Source organism: Trinickia sp. Y13 (genome assembly GCF_029522115.1).
Lineage (GTDB): Bacteria > Pseudomonadota > Gammaproteobacteria > Burkholderiales > Burkholderiaceae > Trinickia.
In genome coordinates this window covers 144332-162662 of the sequence record NZ_JAKWFK010000011.1, presented here as the reverse complement: position 1 = coordinate 162662, position 18331 = coordinate 144332, and the positions used below count along the sequence as shown (strand labels likewise).

The 18331-nt window shown below is 61.5% G+C and carries 20 protein-coding genes; 17 read left to right on the top strand and 3 right to left on the bottom strand.

Features of this window, described 5'->3' with window-relative positions:
- The first annotated feature begins 14 nt into the window (after positions 1-14).
- The 12 genes from rpmD to dsbD all read left to right on the top strand — a co-directional run bounded on the left by rpmD (position 15) and on the right by dsbD (position 8120).
- Positions 15-197 carry a 50S ribosomal protein L30 gene (gene rpmD / locus MMB74_RS19805; protein ID WP_102645119.1) on the top strand — a complete coding sequence of 61 codons (183 nt, stop codon included), beginning with the start codon at positions 15-17 and terminating at the stop codon, positions 195-197.
- A 28-nt stretch (positions 198-225) separates the two neighbouring features.
- Positions 226-660, top strand: a complete 435-nt coding sequence (gene rplO / locus MMB74_RS19800; protein WP_277430367.1) for a 50S ribosomal protein L15 — start codon at positions 226-228, stop codon at positions 658-660.
- A 61-nt stretch (positions 661-721) separates the two neighbouring features.
- Positions 722-2071 (top strand): preprotein translocase subunit SecY, encoded by a 1350-nt coding sequence (gene secY / locus MMB74_RS19795; protein WP_277430366.1) that lies wholly within the window; start codon positions 722-724, stop codon positions 2069-2071.
- Positions 2072-2079: 8 nt separating this feature from the next.
- Positions 2080-2298 carry a translation initiation factor IF-1 gene (gene infA, locus MMB74_RS19790; protein ID WP_004521905.1) on the top strand — a complete coding sequence of 73 codons (219 nt, stop codon included), beginning with the start codon at positions 2080-2082 and terminating at the stop codon, positions 2296-2298.
- 20 nt (positions 2299-2318) lie between these two features.
- Positions 2319-2435, top strand: a complete 117-nt coding sequence (gene rpmJ, locus MMB74_RS19785) for a 50S ribosomal protein L36 (protein WP_004199844.1) — start codon at positions 2319-2321, stop codon at positions 2433-2435.
- Between the two features lie 41 nt (positions 2436-2476).
- Positions 2477-2842 carry a 30S ribosomal protein S13 gene (gene rpsM, locus MMB74_RS19780; protein ID WP_277430365.1) on the top strand — a complete coding sequence of 122 codons (366 nt, stop codon included), beginning with the start codon at positions 2477-2479 and terminating at the stop codon, positions 2840-2842.
- A gap of 28 nt (positions 2843-2870) precedes the next feature.
- Positions 2871-3275: a 30S ribosomal protein S11 gene (gene rpsK, locus MMB74_RS19775; protein WP_017777173.1), complete on the top strand. Its 405-nt coding sequence runs from the start codon at positions 2871-2873 to the stop codon at positions 3273-3275.
- A 153-nt stretch (positions 3276-3428) separates the two neighbouring features.
- A complete protein-coding gene (gene rpsD / locus MMB74_RS19770) occupies positions 3429-4052 on the top strand; it encodes a 30S ribosomal protein S4 (protein WP_277430364.1) in 624 nt (207 codons plus the stop codon).
- A gap of 124 nt (positions 4053-4176) precedes the next feature.
- Entirely contained in the window at positions 4177-5154 is a 978-nt protein-coding gene (gene rpoA / locus MMB74_RS19765) for a DNA-directed RNA polymerase subunit alpha (protein ID WP_277430363.1), read from the top strand.
- A 164-nt stretch (positions 5155-5318) separates the two neighbouring features.
- Entirely contained in the window at positions 5319-5714 is a 396-nt protein-coding gene (gene rplQ, locus MMB74_RS19760; protein WP_173256852.1) for a 50S ribosomal protein L17, read from the top strand.
- Positions 5715-5944: 230 nt separating this feature from the next.
- Positions 5945-6271, top strand: coding sequence for a divalent-cation tolerance protein CutA (gene cutA, locus MMB74_RS19755; protein ID WP_277430383.1), 327 nt, complete (start codon positions 5945-5947; stop codon positions 6269-6271).
- Entirely contained in the window at positions 6264-8120 is a 1857-nt protein-coding gene (dsbD, locus tag MMB74_RS19750; RefSeq protein WP_277430362.1) for a protein-disulfide reductase DsbD, read from the top strand. The genes cutA and dsbD overlap by 8 nt, the downstream gene beginning before the upstream one ends.
- Before the next feature lie 328 nt (positions 8121-8448).
- Here the strand turns inward: dsbD and hemB are convergent, their stop codons facing one another.
- Both hemB and yihA read right to left on the bottom strand, forming a co-directional pair.
- Positions 8449-9447: a porphobilinogen synthase gene (hemB, locus tag MMB74_RS19745; RefSeq protein WP_277430361.1), complete on the bottom strand. Its 999-nt coding sequence runs from the start codon at positions 9445-9447 to the stop codon at positions 8449-8451.
- Between the two features lie 296 nt (positions 9448-9743).
- A complete protein-coding gene (gene yihA / locus MMB74_RS19740) occupies positions 9744-10391 on the bottom strand; it encodes a ribosome biogenesis GTP-binding protein YihA/YsxC (RefSeq protein WP_277430360.1) in 648 nt (215 codons plus the stop codon).
- Between the two features lie 325 nt (positions 10392-10716).
- Here yihA and MMB74_RS19735 point away from each other — a divergent pair, with 325 nt between their 5' ends.
- The 5 genes from MMB74_RS19735 to msrQ all read left to right on the top strand — a co-directional run bounded on the left by MMB74_RS19735 (position 10717) and on the right by msrQ (position 16983).
- A complete protein-coding gene (locus MMB74_RS19735; protein WP_277430359.1) occupies positions 10717-11376 on the top strand; it encodes a c-type cytochrome in 660 nt (219 codons plus the stop codon).
- Between the two features lie 209 nt (positions 11377-11585).
- Entirely contained in the window at positions 11586-13820 is a 2235-nt protein-coding gene (locus tag MMB74_RS19730) for a cytochrome c biogenesis protein ResB (protein ID WP_277430358.1), read from the top strand.
- A gap of 15 nt (positions 13821-13835) precedes the next feature.
- Positions 13836-15017, top strand: a complete 1182-nt coding sequence (gene ccsB / locus MMB74_RS19725; RefSeq protein ID WP_277430357.1) for a c-type cytochrome biogenesis protein CcsB — start codon at positions 13836-13838, stop codon at positions 15015-15017.
- 198 nt (positions 15018-15215) lie between these two features.
- The gene (msrP, locus tag MMB74_RS19720) at positions 15216-16220 is read left to right on the top strand and encodes a protein-methionine-sulfoxide reductase catalytic subunit MsrP (RefSeq protein ID WP_277430356.1); all 1005 of its coding nucleotides are present in this window, start codon (positions 15216-15218) and stop codon (positions 16218-16220) included.
- A 25-nt stretch (positions 16221-16245) separates the two neighbouring features.
- Positions 16246-16983, top strand: a complete 738-nt coding sequence (gene msrQ, locus MMB74_RS19715; RefSeq protein WP_277430355.1) for a protein-methionine-sulfoxide reductase heme-binding subunit MsrQ — start codon at positions 16246-16248, stop codon at positions 16981-16983.
- A 70-nt stretch (positions 16984-17053) separates the two neighbouring features.
- Here msrQ and lysA read toward each other — a convergent pair whose 3' ends face one another.
- On the bottom strand, positions 17054-18316 hold the full coding sequence (gene lysA / locus MMB74_RS19710; RefSeq protein ID WP_277430354.1) for a diaminopimelate decarboxylase: 1263 nt from the start codon (positions 18314-18316) through the stop codon (positions 17054-17056).
- Between the last annotated feature and the right edge of the window lie 15 nt (positions 18317-18331).

Sequence of the window (18331 nt, the reverse complement as noted above, 5' to 3'; positions counted from 1 at the left end):
CCTAGGTGGTCACCATGTCTGATAAAACTGTCAAGGTTCAGCTCGTCAAGAGCCTGATTGGGACCCGCGAATCGCACCGTGCCACGGTGCGTGGCCTGGGCCTGCGCCGACTCAACTCGGTCAGCGAACTGCAAGACACGCCCGCTGTGCGCGGCATGATCAACAAGGTTTCGTACCTTGTTAAGGTCATCGCTTAACACGGTTCAGGGACTCGAGGAGTTGAATATGGAATTGAACAACCTGAAGCCGGCTGATGGCGCCAAGCACGCGAAGCGTCGCGTCGGCCGTGGCATCGGCTCCGGCCTGGGCAAGACGGCCGGCCGCGGTCACAAAGGTCAGAAATCGCGCTCGGGCGGCTTTCACAAGGTCGGCTTCGAAGGCGGTCAAATGCCGCTGCAACGTCGTTTGCCCAAGCGCGGCTTCACGTCGTTGACGAAGGAATTCGTCGGCGAAGTGCGTCTGCGCGATTTGCAAGCGTTGCCGGTCGACGAAATCGACCTGCTCGCGCTGAAGCAAGCGGGCCTCGTGAGCGAACTGACGAAGAGCGCCAAGATCATCGCCACGGGCGAGATCTCGCGCAAGATCGTCGTGAAGGGCCTCGGTGCGACGAAGGGTGCGCGCGCCGCGATCGAAGCGGCCGGCGGCTCGTTCGCCGAGTAAGCGGCTTTCGAACGCGTGAAAGACCGATTGCCGTCAATGGCATTTGTATCGGAGAAGGTACTTGGCTAACAGCCCGAGTCTCGCAAAAACCGGTCGAAGCACGGCGAAGTTCGGCGATCTGCGTCGGCGGGCAGTGTTCCTGCTGCTGGCGCTGATCGTCTACCGTGTCGGCGCGCATATTCCGGTGCCGGGCATCGACCCGGATCAGTTGGCGAAGCTTTTCCAGAGCCAATCGGGCGGCATCCTGGGCATGTTCAACATGTTCTCGGGTGGCGCACTGTCGCGATTCACGATTTTCGCGTTGGGGATCATGCCGTATATCTCCTCCTCGATCATCATGCAGTTGCTCGCGATCGTGTCGCCGCAGCTCGAAGCGTTGAAGAAGGAAGGCCAGGCCGGACAGCGCAAGATTACGCAGTACACGCGGGTGTTCACCGTGGTGCTCGCTACGTTCCAAGCGTTCGGCATTGCCGTGGCGCTCGAGAACCAGCCGGGCCTGGTGATCGATCCGGGTATGGTGTTTCGCCTGACGACGGTGGTGACGCTCGTGACGGGCACGATGTTCCTGATGTGGCTCGGCGAGCAGATCACGGAGCGCGGGCTCGGCAACGGCATCTCGATCATCATCTTCGGCGGGATCGCGGCGGGTTTCCCGAATGCCGTGGGCGGGCTGGTTTCGCTCGTGCAATCGGGTTCGATGCACCCGTTCACGGCAATCGTGGTGGTGGCGCTGATCGCGGCGGTGACGTATCTCGTCGTCTTCATCGAGCGCGGCCAACGCAAGATTCTCGTGAACTACGCGAAGCGCCAAGTCGGTAACAAGATTTATGGCGGGCAGTCGTCGCACCTGCCGCTCAAGCTGAACATGTCGGGCGTGATTCCGCCGATCTTCGCATCGTCGATCATCCTGTTCCCGGCAACGATCCTGAATTGGTTCAGCTCGGGTACGCGCGGCAGCTGGCTCACCGATACGCTGCACAACGTGGCCGAAGCGATAAAGCCTGGCCAGCCCGTGTACGTATTGTTGTACGCGTTGGCGATCGTCTTTTTCTGCTTCTTCTACACCGCGTTGGTGTTCAACAGCAGAGAGACGGCCGACAACCTGAAAAAGAGCGGTGCGTTCGTTCCGGGTATCCGCCCCGGCGATCAGACCGCGCGGTATATCGACCGCATCCTGACGCGTCTGACGCTGGCCGGTGCGATCTATATCGTGTTCGTCTGTTTGCTGCCGGAGTTTTTGGTGCTGCGCTGGAACGTGCCGTTTTATTTTGGCGGAACGTCGCTGCTGATCATTGTCGTCGTCACAATGGACTTCATGGCGCAGGTGCAGTCGTACGTTATGTCGCAACAGTATGAGTCGTTGCTCAAGAAGGCGAACTTCAAGGGCGGCAGCAACATCCCGATGCGGTGAAAGGACTTATGGCCAAAGACGATGTAATCCAGATGCAGGGCGAGGTGATCGAGAACCTGCCCAATGCTACCTTCCGCGTGAAGCTGGAAAACGGCCATGTCGTGTTGGGACATATTTCGGGAAAGATGCGTATGCACTACATCCGCATCCTTCCTGGCGACAAGGTGACGGTTGAATTGACGCCTTACGATCTGTCGCGTGCGCGGATCGTGTTCCGGGCGAAGTGATTTGAAAAAAGGGTAATATCATGAAAGTGATGGCATCGGTTAAGCGCATTTGCCGCAATTGCAAGATCATCAAGCGCAAAGGCGTCGTGCGCGTGATTTGCAGCTCTGATCCGCGCCACAAACAGCGCCAAGGCTGAACGCCGCGCTTTTGCTTGCGCTTTTTGTTTGAGGAAAAACAATGGCTCGTATTGCAGGGGTGAACATCCCGAACCATAAGCACACGAAGATCGGCCTGACGGCGATCTACGGGATCGGTATCACGCGTTCGCAAAAGATTTGCGAAGCGGCGGGCGTCGACACGACCAAGAAGGTCAAAGACCTGTCGGACGCGGATCTCGAGAAGCTGCGTGACGAAGTCGGCAAGTTTGTCGTCGAAGGCGATTTGCGCCGTGAAGTGACGATGAACATCAAGCGCCTGATGGACCTCGGCTGCTATCGCGGTGTGCGTCATCGCAAGGGCCTGCCCCTGCGTGGCCAACGTACGCGCACGAACGCACGTACGCGCAAGGGTCCGCGCCGCGCTGCCCAATCGCTGAAGAAATAAGCGCGACTGACAGTTACAGGAAAACGTAATGGCTAAGGCTTCGAACAACACCGCGGCGCAACGCGTTCGCAAGAAGGTCAAGAAGAACGTCGCCGAGGGCGTGGTTCACGTTCACGCGTCGTTCAACAACACCATCATCACGATCACCGATCGTCAAGGCAACGCGCTTGCTTGGGCGACCTCGGGCGGCCAGGGCTTCAAGGGCTCGCGCAAGTCGACGCCGTTCGCGGCTCAGGTTGCGGCGGAGTCGGCCGGTCGCGTGGCGATGGAATACGGCGTGAAGAACCTCGAAGTGCGGATCAAGGGCCCTGGCCCCGGTCGCGAATCGGCGGTGCGTGCATTGCATGGTCTGGGTATCAAGATCACGGCAATCTCCGACGTGACGCCCGTTCCGCACAACGGCTGCCGTCCGCCGAAGCGCCGTCGCATCTAAGACGCGCGCCAGTATGACGCCTGCTGGCGCACTCGTGCGCCAGCAGGCTATTTGCGTATGTTGATTGTTTGACTAAGTCCACCGTTCGACCCACCCCGGGTACGAACTAGCGCAGACGCAAGTTTGCGTGACTAAACATAGAAGGAATGCAAAGTGGCACGCTATACCGGCCCTAAAGCCAAGTTGTCCCGCCGTGAAGGCACCGATCTGTTCCTCAAGAGCGCGCGTCGCTCGCTCGCCGACAAGTGCAAGCTCGACAGCAAGCCGGGCCAGCACGGCCGCACATCGGGCGCACGTACGTCCGACTACGGCACACAGCTTCGCGAGAAGCAAAAAGTGAAGCGCATCTACGGCGTGCTCGAGCGTCAGTTCCGCCGCTACTTCGCCGAGGCCGATCGCCGCAAGGGCAACACGGGTGAGAACCTGCTGCAATTGCTCGAGTCGCGTCTGGACAACGTCGTCTATCGCATGGGCTTCGGTTCGACGCGCGCAGAAGCGCGTCAGCTCGTGAGCCACAAGGCGATCACGGTGAACGGCCAAGTTGCCAACATCCCCTCGCTGCAAGTGAAGGCGGGCGACGTCATTTCGGTGCGCGAACAAGCCAAGAAGCAAGCGCGCATTCTCGAAGCCCTGTCGCTTGCCGAGCAAGGCGGCCTGCCCAGCTGGGTGGCGGTCGATGCGAAGAAGTTCGAAGGCACGTTCAAGCAAATGCCGGAACGTAGCGATATCGCCGGCGACATCAACGAAAGCCTGATCGTCGAATTGTATTCGCGCTAATTGTATATACGGCCGGGGTACCTCGATTGCGTTGCGCAAGGGTGTACCTCGGCTGTTTATTTTTAGGGTGTTACCGGTCAGCCTTATCGGTGTAACGAGCCGAGGGTATTGAAAAGGAAAACCTATGCAAACCAGTTTGTTGAAGCCCAAAATCATTGCTGTCGAATCGCTGGGCGAAAGCCACGCGAAGGTGGTCATGGAACCGTTCGAACGCGGTTACGGCCACACTTTGGGCAACGCGCTGCGGCGCGTCCTGTTGTCGTCGATGGTCGGCTATGCCCCGACCGAAGTGACGATCGCGGGCGTTGTGCATGAGTACTCCACGCTCGACGGCGTGCAGGAAGACGTCGTCAACCTGCTGCTGAACCTGAAGGGCGTCGTGTTCAAGCTGCATAACCGCGATGAAGTCACGGTTACGCTGCGTAAGGAAGGCGAAGGCCTCGTAACGGCTCGCGACATCGAACTGCCGCACGATTGCGAAGTGATCAACCCCGATCACGTCGTCGCGCATCTGTCCAAGGGCGGCAAGCTCGATGTACAGATCAAGGTCGAGAAGGGCCGTGGCTACGTGCCGGGCAACGTGCGCCGCTACGGTGAGGAAACGGCCAAGATCATCGGCCGCATCGTGCTCGACGCGTCGTTCTCGCCGGTTCGCCGCGTGAGCTACGCGGTGGAAAGCGCGCGCGTCGAGCAACGGACCGACCTCGATAAGCTCGTGATGAACATCGAAACCAACGGCGTCATCTCGCCCGAGGAAGCGATTCGTCAATCGGCGCGGATTCTCGTCGATCAGCTGGCGGTGTTCGCCGCGCTGGAAGGCACGGAAGCCGCTGCGGAAGCGCCGTCGCGTGCACCGCAGATCGATCCGATCCTGCTGCGTCCGGTCGACGATCTCGAGTTGACGGTGCGCTCGGCCAATTGCCTGAAGGCGGAGAACATCTACTACATCGGCGATCTGATCCAGCGCACGGAAAACGAACTGCTCAAGACGCCGAATCTGGGCCGCAAGTCGCTGAACGAGATCAAGGAAGTGCTCGCTTCGCGCGGTTTGACGCTCGGCATGAAGCTCGAAAACTGGCCGCCGGCCGGTCTCGACAAGTAACGGTGTTGGGGCGCGAGCGCCTCAACGTCTGGCGAAGGCGCGGATTTTCCTTTAAAATCCGCGTCTTGTCTTTTTTTCATACCGGCCCGTGTCTTCATCGCTAGCGGCGTTTCGCGGTGGGACGATAGAAGAGCTGGATCAAAACTTCGAATCAAGGAACTGAAATGCGTCACCGTCATGGTCTGCGGAAACTGAACCGCACGAGCAGCCACCGTTTGGCAATGCTCCGTAACATGTCCAACTCGCTGATCGAGCACGAAGTCATCAAGACGACGCTGCCGAAGGCGAAAGAACTCCGCAAAGTCGTCGAGCCCCTCATCACGCTCGGCAAGAAGCCCTCGCTCGCCAACCGTCGCCTCGCGTTCAACCGCCTGCGCGACCGCGATTCGGTCACGAAGCTGTTCGACGTTCTGGGCCCGCGTTTCGCGAACCGTCCGGGTGGCTACCTCCGTATCCTGAAATTCGGTTTCCGTGTTGGCGATAACGCACCGATGGCGCTCGTCGAATTGCTCGATCGTCCGGAGCCGGTGGAAGCGGAAGAAGTGCAAGACGCGGAATAAGCGGTGCTACGCGCTTAGGCGCGTGCCCTCGTTATTCAGCAGAAGGGCCAAGCGCAAGCTTGGCCCTTTTTGCATATCTAGGGCGCATTCCACTTGGTCGGGGCTGCGTGAGCCGAGGGGGCACAGGTCGAAAAGACCTTGGCGGCGTCGATCGCGGCGCGGGCGGTGTGCGCAGCGTCGGTGATAGCATAGCGGCATATTCACCGCTTCCAAGGTGCTCCGTCGTGTCGTTGCCCGTCGTGCTGATGCTCACCACTGTACCCGACAAGGAATCGGCGCAACGGCTTGCGCAGATGGCGCTCGACCAGCGTCTGAGCGCTTGTGTGACCGAGCTTGGCGCCGTGCGCTCTCGTTATCGCTGGAAGGGGCAGGTCGAAACGGCCGAGGAGATCCAGTTGTTGTTCAAGACAAGCGCTATGCGGGCGCATGAACTCGAGCAACTTATTCTTGCTAACCATCCGTACGAAACACCCGAAGTCCTCTCGTGGCAGACCGCCGCATCGAGCGGCTACGCGCAATGGGTGGAGACCGAAACGCATAGAACGACACATGTTTAGCCCGCTTCTCGATCCGACGCGATTTTTCTCGCGCCTGGTATTGCTCGTCATCGCATGCGTTTGCCTTGGGGCGGGGCATGCCAGCCTCGCCCACGCCGACGATTTCCTCGACCCGTCCGTGGCGTTTCGCTTCAATGCGGACGAAACGCCGCACGAGGTCGATGTTCATTTCAAGATCGCCGACGGCTATTACCTGTATCGAGAACGGTTCCAGTTCGCCGTCAAAGGCGGTTCCGCTACGCTGGGCGCCGCGCAGTTGCCGGCGGGCCACGTCAAATTCGATCCGACCTTTCAAAAGAACGTCGAAACCTACCGCGGCGATTTGACCGTTCGCGTGCCCGTGCAAGCCGCCTCGGGACCGTTCGACCTAGTGGTGACCTCGCAGGGCTGTGCCGACGCGGGCATTTGCTATCCTCCCGCGGAGCACGTCTATCGCGTGAGCGGCGCGGCGCTGAGCGCTAGCGCGGATACCGGCGGGAGCGCTCGAGCGAGCGTATCCGGCACGCAGCGCGGCTCGTGGTACGAGCGCGTGACGAGTGCCGATTACGCACAATCGCTGCTGCAAGGCGGTAGCTTCGCCGCTACGGTGGGGCTCTATTTCGTGGCGGGCCTCGTGCTTAGCCTGCTACCTTGCTCCTATCCGATGATTCCGATCGTGTCGGCGATCATCATCGGGCAGGGCGGCAAAGTGTCGCACCGTCGCGGCTTCGCGCTGTCGCTGGCGTACGTCATCGGCATGGCGCTCGTATACACCGCGCTTGGCATCGCGGCGGCGCTCGTCGGCCAATCGCTCGGCGCGTGGCTGCAGAATCCCTGGGTGCTGGGCGCCTTCGGGGTGTTGTTGACGGCGTTTGCGCTGACGTTGATCGCGGGCGTCGATCTCGTGCTGCCGCAGCGCTGGCAAGATAGCGTATCGCAGGCCTCGAGCCGTCGCTCAGGCGGCACGTTCGCGGCCGTGGCGGCGATGGGGGCGCTCTCGGCGCTTGTCGTCGGCGCATGCATGACGGCGCCGCTCTTCGCAGTCTTGGCGTTCATCGCGCATACGGGCAACGCGGTCCTTGGCGGGTTTGCTTTGTTTTCCATGGGGTTGGGTCTTGGTGTACCCCTGCTGATCATCGGCCTCGGCGCGGGTACGCTGCTGCCGCGTGCCGGCGCATGGATGGATGGCGTGAAGGTGTTTTTTGGCGTCGTGCTGTTGGCGGCGGCCCTCTGGATCGTTTGGCCGGTATTGTCCGCGGCGCCGCAAATGCTGCTCGCGGCCGTGTGGCTGTTGGTCGCGGCGGCCGCATTGGGCTTGTTCACGCCGAATACGGGCGGGGCATCTATTTGGCGCCGGTTGGGCCGCGGCCTTGGCGCCGGGATGGCCATTTGGGCTGCGGTGCTGCTCGTTGGCCTTGCTGCCGGCTCCAACGACCCCGTGCGGCCGCTAGCCGTGTTGGCTGCGCGCGTTGGCGGCGAATCCGCCACGGCGGCTGGGTCCGTGCCGACCCCGGCGGCTTTTGCGCCCGTCCAATCTTCGGCGAAGTTGGATGCGCTGCTCAAGACTGCAGCTCGACCAGCCATGCTCGACTTCTATGCGGACTGGTGCGTGAGTTGCAAGGAAATGGAGCGCTTCACATTCTCGGATAAACGTGTGCAAGCGCGTTTGGCGCAACTGCAATTGCTGCGTGCGGACGTCACGGCGAATAATGTCGACGATCGGGCGTTGCTAAAGCGCTTCGATCTGTTCGGCCCGCCGGGCATCATTTTCTTTGATCGGAACGGGAAAGAAGTGCTGCGTGTCGTCGGCTATGAGTCGGCCGATACCTTCTTGCGTAGCCTTGATCGAGTCGCGTCCGCGTTCAGTTAGCGAGACTGGGCGCGCGTCCGCCGTCGTTCTGGGTTCCCGCGAAACAACCGTATTGGCCGACCAATCCGTCGGCCGCTTTTTTGCGGCCGCGTCGAAAATCACGCCGGGAGATGAGAGTGATGCGCCTTTTTTACGGGATTGACTGCGTCAAGCGCTAACGCGGCGCGGGTCCCGCCCTCGGGCATCGTCCGGTGCGCCGCTTCGATGCGGCGACCGCGCTCCATCGCCTACCTCGCGACCCGTTGACGTAGTAACCGTTCGCGGCCCTTGCCTGCAATTCGTGCGAGAGGCAATGACCGCATCGGGCAGTACCGGGTGCTCGGTTCTCCTACTTTAGCGCCCGCAGCAGTCGCGCGGCATCGAGCGCGAAGTACGTCAACACCCCATCGGCGCCCGCACGCTTGAATGCAAGCAGCGACTCCAGCATCACTTTGTCGTGATCGAGCCAACCGTTTTGCGCGGCCGCCTTGAGCATCGCGTACTCGCCGCTCACCTGGTAGACATAGGTCGGGAACCTGAATTCGTCCTTCACGCGCCGCACGATGTCCAGATACGGCATGCCGGGCTTGACCATCACCATGTCCGCGCCTTCCTCGATGTCGAGCCGCACTTCGCGCAGCGCTTCGTCCGAGTTGGCCGGATCCATCTGGTACGTCATCTTGTTGCTTTTGCCGAGGTTCGTCGCCGATCCCACCGCATCGCGGAACGGCCCATAGAACGCCGACGCGTATTTGGCCGCATAGGCCATGATGCGCGTGTAAATGTGTCCCTCGCTTTCCAGCATTTCGCGCAGCGCTCCGATGCGCCCATCCATCATGTCGGATGGAGCGACAATGTCCACGCCCGCCTCGGCCTGCGCGCGCGCCTGCTCGACCAGAATCTCCACCGTCTCGTCGTTGAGGACGTAACCGGCCTCGTCCAGGACACCGTCTTGACCGTGGCTCGTGTAGGGATCGAGCGCTACGTCCGTCAGCACGCCGAGTTCGGGAAAGCGCCGCTTGAGTTCGCGCACCGCCCGCGGAATCAACCCCTCGGGGTTGGTGGCTTCGCGACCGTCGGGCGTTTTCAGCGAAGGCTCGATGGCCGGAAACAGCGACAGAACCGGCACCCCAAGCTCAACGCACGCTTCAGCCACAGGCATGAGCAAGTCGACCGATACGCGCTCCACGCCCGGCATCGAGGGGACCGCGTGACGTACATTGTTGCCGTCGACGATGAAGACCGGGTAGATGAGGTCGTTCGTCGTCAGCGTGTTTTCGCGCATGAGACGGCGCGAGAAATCGTCGCGGCGCATGCGGCGCGGGCGGTGGTGCGGATAGAAGCTCATAGGGTGGAATCGCTATCGGATTGGCGGAAAACGCCGATCAAGCCGGCGCAAATGCTCTGGCAAACAATGGTATATGATAGCGATCGAGCGAAGCGCGTGCCGCCGAAAGGCACACGCGGCGGACCTCCCCGCTTCTCCTCCCTGAGCGGGTGCCTGTCGTTTTTCGATTAGGCTGTTTGACCCGCCGATGTTCGGCGGGTTTTTTTATCGCGCTTTCCCGTCGTTTTCAGCCGCGGTTGCCGTGGCGATATGCCGCATGGGCGCGCTCTGCGCGCATCGGCCTCCGTGCGACGGCGTCAATCGGTCGCGCCGCTCATCGCGCCCGTCGCCAACCAGCCTTCGATCCGGGCGTGCGCTTCGTCGAGCCCCACGCGTTTGAGCGCCGAAAACAATTGGGCGCTGAGTTCGCCCGCATAGCCTGCCGCCCGATATTCGGCAAACCCTTTCTCCGTTGCGCGCAGTGCGTTGGTGCATTCTTGTCGCGTCAGTTTGTCGCATTTGGTCAGCAAGCTGTGGATCGGTTTGCCGGTCGGCGCAAACCATTCGATCATGCGTTTGTCCAGCTCCGTCAACGGCCTGCGGGCATCCATCATCAAGATCATGCCGCGAAGCTGGGCGCGGCTTTGCAGGTAACTCGAAAGCAGCGCTTCCCAGTGCGCCTTGGCCGCGCCGGGCACTTCGGCGTAGCCGTAGCCTGGCAGATCGACGAGGTACCCGACCGGCTCGATTTCCGGCCCCACGCTGAAGTAGTTGATATGCTGCGTGCGCCCTGGCGTTTTACTCGCGAACGCGAGCCGCTTTTGGTTGCACAAAATGTTGATGGCCGTCGATTTGCCGGCGTTCGAGCGGCCCGCGAAGGCGATCTCGGGCTGGACCGTGGCGGGCAGGTCGCGCAGGTGATTGACGGTCGTGTAGAAGCGGGCTTGATGCAACAGGAAGGCCATGGCGAGACAGGAAGGAGAGCGTGTGCAACGCCCGAGTGGCGGCGCTCATGAGCGCCGGGGGATGCCCGACTGGCGTCTTGGCGGTTAGCGAGTTATTGTACAATACGACGGTTTACTGACGACCGGCCGCTGTGTTTGCCCGCATCACGCAAGCGCTTCGAGCTTTTAGCCGCGTGGCTTTTAGCGGCAACGGGTCGCCGTTTTTGCATTGACCTCTCTGGGACATCGCCGGGCCGCTTGGCGATCCTGCCGCCTATTCGGGCGGGCCCGGAAACCGGGCGTTTGAGGGCACTCTATTCTCACAAGACAGAAACCGGGTGTGCGAATGAATCGACTGTGCAAGTCTTTGCAGGTGCTTCAGGTCGTGGCAGCAGCAAGTTTATTGGGGTGGGCAGCGCAAACGCGAGCGGCGGATTCACCGAAGCCGGACATCAATCGGGGGCAGGCGATTGCGACGCAAGTGTGCGCCTCTTGTCACGGCGCGGACGGCAACAGCGCGAGCGGGTCGTTTCCGAAGTTGGCGGGGCAGCATGAAGCCTATCTCGTCAAGCAGTTGAAAGACTTCAAAGTGCAAGCGGGCGCGCAGGCGGCCGCTCGCAGCAATCCGATCATGGCCGGGATGGCGGCAGCGCTCTCCGATAGCGACATGGTCAACGTAGCCGCGTATTTCGCGGGGCAAACGCCCAAGCCCGGCGTTGCGCACGACGCAGCCACGGTGCCCGTCGGGCAAAAGATTTATCGTGCGGGTATCGCCGACAAAGGCGTGCCGGCCTGCGCGAGCTGCCATGGGCCGACGGGATCGGGCATCCCGGTGCAGTACCCGCGCATTTCGGGGCAGTGGGCCGACTATACGGTTGCTCAGCTCCATGCGTTTGCGCAAGGCCCCGGCGCTCGGAACAACAACGATGCGATGCACGGCATCGCGTCGCGGTTGTCGGACAATGAGATCAAAGCGGTCGCCGATTACGTCGCCGGCTTGCATTGAGCGCCACCGTGAACGAATAACCGCCGGGTTTCCCGGCGAGAAGAAGAAAAGGGTGGGAGCGCCACCGCCGTCGGCGGTCGGCCCTCACCCTTTTTTGTTGTGTTGCTGTGCATGCACCCGAGTAGGCGCGAAACGTTCGCTCGGGTCGACCGCGAAGCATGGGACCCGAGTAAGCGCCAAAGCGTCAACTCGGGTCGACAGGAGTCTGAATGAGCGTTACCACCTCGGGTTACGAAGTGAAGTCCAACCGGCGCGTGCTCAAAAGCGCGGTCGAGTTGCTAAGCTCGATGCGTTTTGCCATCGCGTTGCTCGTCGTGCTCGCGATCGCCAGCATCGTCGGCACCGTGCTCACGCAAGACGACCCCTATCCCAACTACGTCAACCAATTCGGCCCGTTTTGGGCGGACATCTTCCGCGCACTCAGCCTGTACACGGTCTACAGCGCGTGGTGGTTCATGCTGATTCTCGGCTTCTTGATCGTCTCGATTTCGCTTTGCGTCGTACGCAACGGGCCGAAGATGATCGCGGACATCAAGAGCTGGAAGCTCAAAGTGCGCGAAGGCAGCTTGCGCGCGTTCCATCACAAAGCTGAGTACGAGGCCCGTGCTTCGCGCGCCGACACCGCGGCGCAGCTCTCCACGCTGGCGGGCAAGCTCGGGTATCGCTATCTCGTGCGCGAAGTGGACGGCGCGACGCTGATCGCGGCTAAACGCGGCGCCATGGCCAAGATCGGATACATTTTCGCGCACCTGGCCATCGTCGTGATCTGCATCGGCGGTTTGATGGACAGCAATCTGCCGATCAGGCTCCAAATGTGGCTGTTCGGCAAGTCGCCGATCTCGACGAACGCCGTCATCAACGACATCTCGCCGTCGCATCGCCTCTCGCAGTCCAATCCGACGTTCCGCGGCTACGCGTGGGTGCCCGAGGGGCAGCACGTTTCGACGGCCATCCTGAATCAGCCCAACGGCTCGCTGATTCAGGACCTGCCGTTCTCGATCGAACTCAAGAAGTTCATCGTCGACTATTACTCGACGGGCATGCCTAAGCTCTTTGCGAGCGACATCGTCGTGGTCGATCACGAAACCGGCAAGCGCGTCCCCGCCCGCGTCGAAGTGAATAAACCGTTCCAGTACGATGGCGTGTCGATCTATCAATCGAGCTTCCAGGACGGTGGCTCGGAGATGTCGATGACAGCCTGGCCTATGACGAGCGATTCGGACAAGACGATGCCCGTCAATGGCGCGATCGGCAGCTCGGCGCCACTGTCGGCTTCGATGCCGGGCGTGAACGGGCAGACGGTCGAATTCGCGGATTTCCGCGCCATCAATGTCGAAAACATCACCAACGGCAGCGGGCAGACCGACGCGCGCGGCGTGGCGGCGCACCAATCGCTCAAGGAAGTCTTCGACGAGCGGCTGGGGTCCGGAGCAAAATCGTCCATGCCGCGCGATCTGCACAACGTCGGGCCATCGGTCCAGTACAAGATTCGCGGCACGGACGGCCAAGCGCGCGAGTTCAACAACTACATGCTGCCCGTGGAAGTGGACGGCGCGCGCTTCTTCCTCGCGGGCATGCGTACGACCCCGAACGATCCGTTCCGATATCTGCGGATTCCCGCCGACGAGCACGGCAGCGTCAAAGAGTGGATGATGTTGCGCGCGGCGCTGGAAAATCCCACGCTGCGGGCGCAGGCCGCTCATCGCTTCGCGCAACGTTCGATCTCCGATTCGACCCCCGAGCTGCGAGCCCACCTGGAGGAAAGCGCGACGCGGGTCTTGTCGCTGTTCTCGGGAGCCGACACCGTGCCAGGCAGCCTACCGCCTGGGCAGCGCGCCGGTGGCTTCCAATCGATCGCGGCATTCATCGATCATTCGGTGCCGAAGGGCGAGCAGCAGAAGGCGGCATCGCTATTGCTGCGTATGCTCGAAGGGTCAACGTGGGATCTCTGGCAACTAGCTCGCGAGCGAGCAGGCGAGGCCGACGCGCCCGCGAACGCCAACGAGAGCCGGTTCGTGCAAAATTCGATCAACGCGCTTTCCGACAGCTTCTTGTATGGATCGCCTGTCTATCTGCAGCTAGATTCGTTCAAACAGGTGCAGGCGTCGGTGTTCCAGCTCACGCGCGCACCGGGTAAGAAAGTGGTGTATCTTGGCAGCCTGCTTCTCGTGGCCGGCATTTTCTCGATGTTCTATATTCGTGAGCGGCGGCTTTGGTTCTGGGTGAAGGACGCTGCCGCGGGCACGTCGGTGGTGATGGCGATGTCGACGGCGCGCAAGACGCTCGACTTCGAGAAAGAATTCGGGAAGGTTCGCGACGCCGTCGGCGCCGTGCTGGGCGCGTCCGCACATGAGGCCGCCTCGGCGCGTGACAATGCGCGCGAACACGCTCGTTCAGAGGCGCCCCGCGCGACGATAGCGTCGTCTTCCGACGCGCAAGATTGATATTCGGTAATCATCATGGATCTGACACACGTTTCCCGCTCTGACCCGGCCGCTTCTGCGCAGTCGGGCGCCTTGGACGAGCGCTCGTTCCTGCGTCGTTTAGGCGTATTCGATTGGCTCTTCGCCTTAGCCGTTGCGGGGGGCGCCGGCTTTGGCCTTGCCCGGTACCACGGGTTCATGAACTACTACGATAAGCTCGTGCTGGTATGCACCGTGCCCGCGCTCATCGTGCTCGGCTGGCGCTGGAAGCCGGTGCGCCTGCTTGCCGTGAGCATTGCGGCGCTTGCGCTACTGTCGCTGCAGATCTACCACGGCGACCTGTCCCGGGCCGACTCGGCCTTCTTCCTCAAATACTTCTTGTCGAGCCAGTCGGCGATTCTTTGGATGAGCGCGCTTTTCGTGCTTGCCACGCTGTTTTACTGGATCGGCATGCTGTCGCGCTCGCCGTCGGGCGGCGCCATCGGCTCGAAGCTCACCTGGTTTGCCGTCCTGATGGGCTTTACCGGCATGATGGTGCGCTGGTATGAGTCGTACCTGATCGGTGCCGACGTCGGTCATATTCCCATTTCGAACCTCTACGAAGTGTTCGTGCTGTTTTGTCTGATTACGGCGCTGTTCTACCTGTATTACGAGCAGCACTACGCCACCCGTGCATTGGGCGCCTTTGTTCTACTGGTCATCAGCGCCGCCGTCGGCTTCTTGATGTGGTACTCGGTCGCGCGCGACGCACAGCAGATCCAACCGCTCGTCCCCGCGCTACAAAGCTGGTGGATGAAGATCCACGTGCCCGCGAACTTCATCGGCTATGGCTCGTTCGCGCTGTCGGCGATGGTCGGGGTGGCCTATTTGCTCAGCGAACGCGGCGTCTTCACGGATCGTTTGCCGTCGCTGGTCGTGCTCGACGATGTCATGTACAAGTCGATTGCCGTCGGCTTCGCCTTCTTCACGGTCGCAACCATACTGGGCGCATTGTGGGCGGCCGAAGCATGGGGCGGGTACTGGAGCTGGGATCCGAAAGAAACCTGGGCGTTGATCGTGTGGCTCAACTACGCGGCATGGCTGCATATGCGCTTGATGAAGGGGCTGCGAGGGACGGCTGCCGCGTGGTGGGCGCTCACCGGTTTGCTCGTCACGACATTCGCGTTCCTGGGCGTCAATATGTTCTTGTCGGGCCTGCATAGCTACGGCAAGCTGTAACCGATGCGCCGGCGCCGATGTCGATCGCGCTAGTAATGTTCGTAATAAAAAAACCGCCGCGTGGTCGCGCCATCGGCGGTTTTTTCTTTGATCGATGCATCCGAGCGCAAGCGGCGCACGTATTCATCGTGTGTGGGCCCGAAAGGCGTTCGAGCGACGCCATGAACAAGCGGCCCGGGTTTCTTGAGGAGCAGCATCGTGTCGATCAACCGAGAGCAGCGAGTCCTACTGACCGGCGAGGACATCGCCGCTAGCGAAATCACCCCGCGCGCAGTGTTCGAAAATCGGCGGCGCGTGCTACAGGCGGCGGGCGCTGCGGGACTCGCAATCGCTGGTGGAACGCTCGGCGTCAGTCGCGCCGCTTTCGGCGCGTATGCTTCACCCGACCCCAAAGCGCACAAGCTCGCAGCTGCGACTAATCCGAAGTTTGTCGTCACCGATAAGGTCACGCCTTACAAGGACGTGACGACCTACAACAACTTCTACGAGTTCGGCACGGACAAAAGCGACCCGTCACGCAACGCGGGGACGCTACGGCCGCATCCGTGGCGCGTCAGCGTGGAAGGCGAGGTCAAGAATCCGAAGGTGTACGACATCGACGAACTGCTCAAGCTCGCGCCGCTCGAGGAACGCGTTTATCGGCACCGCTGCGTCGAAGGGTGGTCGATGGTGATTCCATGGGTGGGCTACCCGCTCGCCGAACTCATCAAGCGCGCGCAGCCGACCGGCAACGCCAAATTCGTGCAGTTCATCACGCTCGCAGACCCTTCTCAGATGCCAGGGCTTTCCGAACCGATTCTCGATTGGCCATATTCCGAAGGCTTGCGCATGGACGAAGCGATGAATCCGCTGACGCTGCTCACGGTCGGGGTGTACGGACAGGTGCTGCCGAACCAGAACGGTGCGCCGATCCGTATCGTCGTCCCTTGGAAGTACGGGTTCAAAAGCGCGAAGTCGCTCGTGAAAATCCGATTCGTCGAAAAGCAACCGCCGACGAGTTGGAATACCTACGCGCCCCAGGAGTACGGCTTCTATTCGAACGTGAACCCCGAGGTGGATCACCCGCGCTGGAGTCAAGCCACCGAGCGTCGGATCGGCGAGGACGGATTCTTCACGCCGAAGCGCAAGACGTTGATGTTCAACGGGTATGGAAATCTCGTCGCCTCCCTGTATCAAGGGATGGACTTGCGCAAGTACTTCTGACGCCAGGCTTGATGGAGCGCATTTCATGTCACTCGATACGCAAACGCTGACGGGGCGCGACGCCGGTCGCGCTCAAAGCGGCCCGCGGCCCGTTCGTTCGACTCAAGCTGGAAACGCCCGCGCGCGCGGCGCTGCAGACCGCTGGATCGCACCTGCCAAGATCGGTGTCTTCATCGCGGCGCTTGTACCGCTCGCGCGTCTCGTGGTGTTCGGCTTGACCGACGGGCTCGGCGCCAATCCGATCGAATTCATCACGCGCTCGACAGGGCTTTGGACCCTGGTTTTCCTGTGCATCACGCTGACGGTGACGCCGCTGCGCCGGTTGAGTGGTGTCAATGCGTTGCTGCGGTTTCGCCGCATGCTCGGGCTCTATGCGTTCTTTTACGCGACGCTGCATTTCGTGACGTACATTTGGTTCGACAAATGGTTCGACGTGGCTGAAATCGTAAAAGACATCGGCAAGCGGCCTTTCATCACGGTCGGATTTGCGGCGTTCGTGCTGTTGATTGTGCTTGCCGCGACCTCGCCGCGCGCCGCTGTGCGCCGATTGGGGCGGCGTTGGCTGATGCTTCATCGCGCGATTTACGCCATTGCGGCGCTCGCGATTTTGCACTTTTGGTGGATGAAGGCCGGCAAGCACGATCTCATCCTGCCCAAGATCTATGGCGCGATCGTTATCGTGCTGCTCGGATGGCGCGTGGCCGTGTGGGCGCGCGGCAAACTCGCCGGCCGCAGCGGCGGTGCGTCCAAGCCCGCCAGATAGCAAAAGAAACCGCCGAGCGCGCAATGGCTAACTGCTCGGCGGCGATGGGAGAACCGGCGCTGCGCCGGAATCAGGCGGGCAGGATGGATTCGCCCGCAAACAACTCACGCACTGTTTCGCGCGCACGGACGAGGTGGACCCGATCGCCGTCTACCATCACCTCCGCCGCGCGCGGACGCGTGTTGTAGTTCGAGCTCATCGCAAACGCATAGGCGCCCGCCGAACGGATCGCCAGCAAATCGCCCGGCTTGACGGCGAGGGCGCGATCGCGGCCCAGCCAGTCGCCGCTTTCGCATACAGGCCCGACCACATCGTAGACCGCGGGCGCATCTTGGCGCGGTGCGACAGCATCGATCGCGTGATATGCCTGGTACATGGCAGGTCGCGCCAGGTCGTTCATCGCGGCGTCGACGATTGCGAAGTTCTTCTCCGCACCTGGTTTCAGGAATTCGATGCGCGTGAGGAGGATGCCGGCGTTGCCCGTGACCGAGCGGCCCGGCTCGAAATACACTTCTCGATGACCATGGCCGCGCGCCGCGATCCGCTCGAGCAGGGTGCGCACGAATACGCCCGTGTCCGGCGGAGTTTCCTCCGAATACGTGATGCCGAGCCCGCCGCCGACGTCGAGGTGGCGGATGGCGATGCCGTCCGCCTCGATTTGCTCGACGAGATCGAGCAGTTTATCGAGCGCATCGAGGTAAGGGGCGATTTCCGTGATCTGCGAGCCGATGTGGCAATCGATGCCGAACACTTCGAGGTGCTCGAATGCCGCCGCCGCGCGATAGGCCGAACGCGCCTCGTCGAATGCAATGCCAAACTTGTTCGCCTTGAGCCCCGTGGAGATGTAGGGGTGAGTCTTCGGATCGACGTCGGGATTGACGCGCAGGGAGATTGGTGCCTTCTTGCCACACTCGCCCGCGATAGTGTTGAGCCGGTCGAGTTCAGGGATCGATTCGACGTTGAAGCATTTGACGCCCGCTTCGAGCGCCTCGCGCATTTCCGCCGCACTCTTGCCGACGCCCGAAAATACGACATTTTCCGCCTGGCCGCCTGCCGCGAGCACGCGGGCAAGCTCCCCGCCCGAGACGATATCGAAGCCGGCGCCAAGTCGTGCAAAGACGTTGAGCACCGCCAAGTTGCTGTTGGCTTTGACGGCGACATGCACCGACGCCCGGTGTCCGGCACATGCTTGCGCATACGCTTGATAGGCTTGGGTCAGCGCCGCGCGCGAGTAGACGAAAAGCGGCGTGCCGAATCGTTCGGCGAGCGTGACGGCGCTGACGCCTTCGGCGTGCAGCACGCCGTCGACATAGGCGAAGGCGGAGTGAGACATGCGCAAATCCTGCGT

Coding starts and splice junctions, on each gene's coding strand:
- rpmD (WP_102645119.1), top strand. CDS start 15: ATGTCTGATAAAACTGTCAAGGTTCAGCTCGTCAAGAGCCTGATTGGG.
- rplO (WP_277430367.1), top strand. CDS start 226: ATGGAATTGAACAACCTGAAGCCGGCTGATGGCGCCAAGCACGCGAAG.
- infA (WP_004521905.1), top strand. CDS start 2,080: ATGGCCAAAGACGATGTAATCCAGATGCAGGGCGAGGTGATCGAGAAC.
- rpmJ (WP_004199844.1), top strand. CDS start 2,319: ATGAAAGTGATGGCATCGGTTAAGCGCATTTGCCGCAATTGCAAGATC.
- rpsM (WP_277430365.1), top strand. CDS start 2,477: ATGGCTCGTATTGCAGGGGTGAACATCCCGAACCATAAGCACACGAAG.
- rpsK (WP_017777173.1), top strand. CDS start 2,871: ATGGCTAAGGCTTCGAACAACACCGCGGCGCAACGCGTTCGCAAGAAG.
- rpoA (WP_277430363.1), top strand. CDS start 4,177: ATGCAAACCAGTTTGTTGAAGCCCAAAATCATTGCTGTCGAATCGCTG.
- rplQ (WP_173256852.1), top strand. CDS start 5,319: ATGCGTCACCGTCATGGTCTGCGGAAACTGAACCGCACGAGCAGCCAC.
- dsbD (WP_277430362.1), top strand. CDS start 6,264: ATGTTTAGCCCGCTTCTCGATCCGACGCGATTTTTCTCGCGCCTGGTA.
- hemB (WP_277430361.1), bottom strand. CDS start 9,447: ATGAGCTTCTATCCGCACCACCGCCCGCGCCGCATGCGCCGCGACGAT.
- yihA (WP_277430360.1), bottom strand. CDS start 10,391: ATGGCCTTCCTGTTGCATCAAGCCCGCTTCTACACGACCGTCAATCAC.
- MMB74_RS19735 (WP_277430359.1), top strand. CDS start 10,717: ATGAATCGACTGTGCAAGTCTTTGCAGGTGCTTCAGGTCGTGGCAGCA.
- MMB74_RS19730 (WP_277430358.1), top strand. CDS start 11,586: ATGAGCGTTACCACCTCGGGTTACGAAGTGAAGTCCAACCGGCGCGTG.
- ccsB (WP_277430357.1), top strand. CDS start 13,836: ATGGATCTGACACACGTTTCCCGCTCTGACCCGGCCGCTTCTGCGCAG.
- msrQ (WP_277430355.1), top strand. CDS start 16,246: ATGTCACTCGATACGCAAACGCTGACGGGGCGCGACGCCGGTCGCGCT.
- lysA (WP_277430354.1), bottom strand. CDS start 18,316: ATGTCTCACTCCGCCTTCGCCTATGTCGACGGCGTGCTGCACGCCGAA.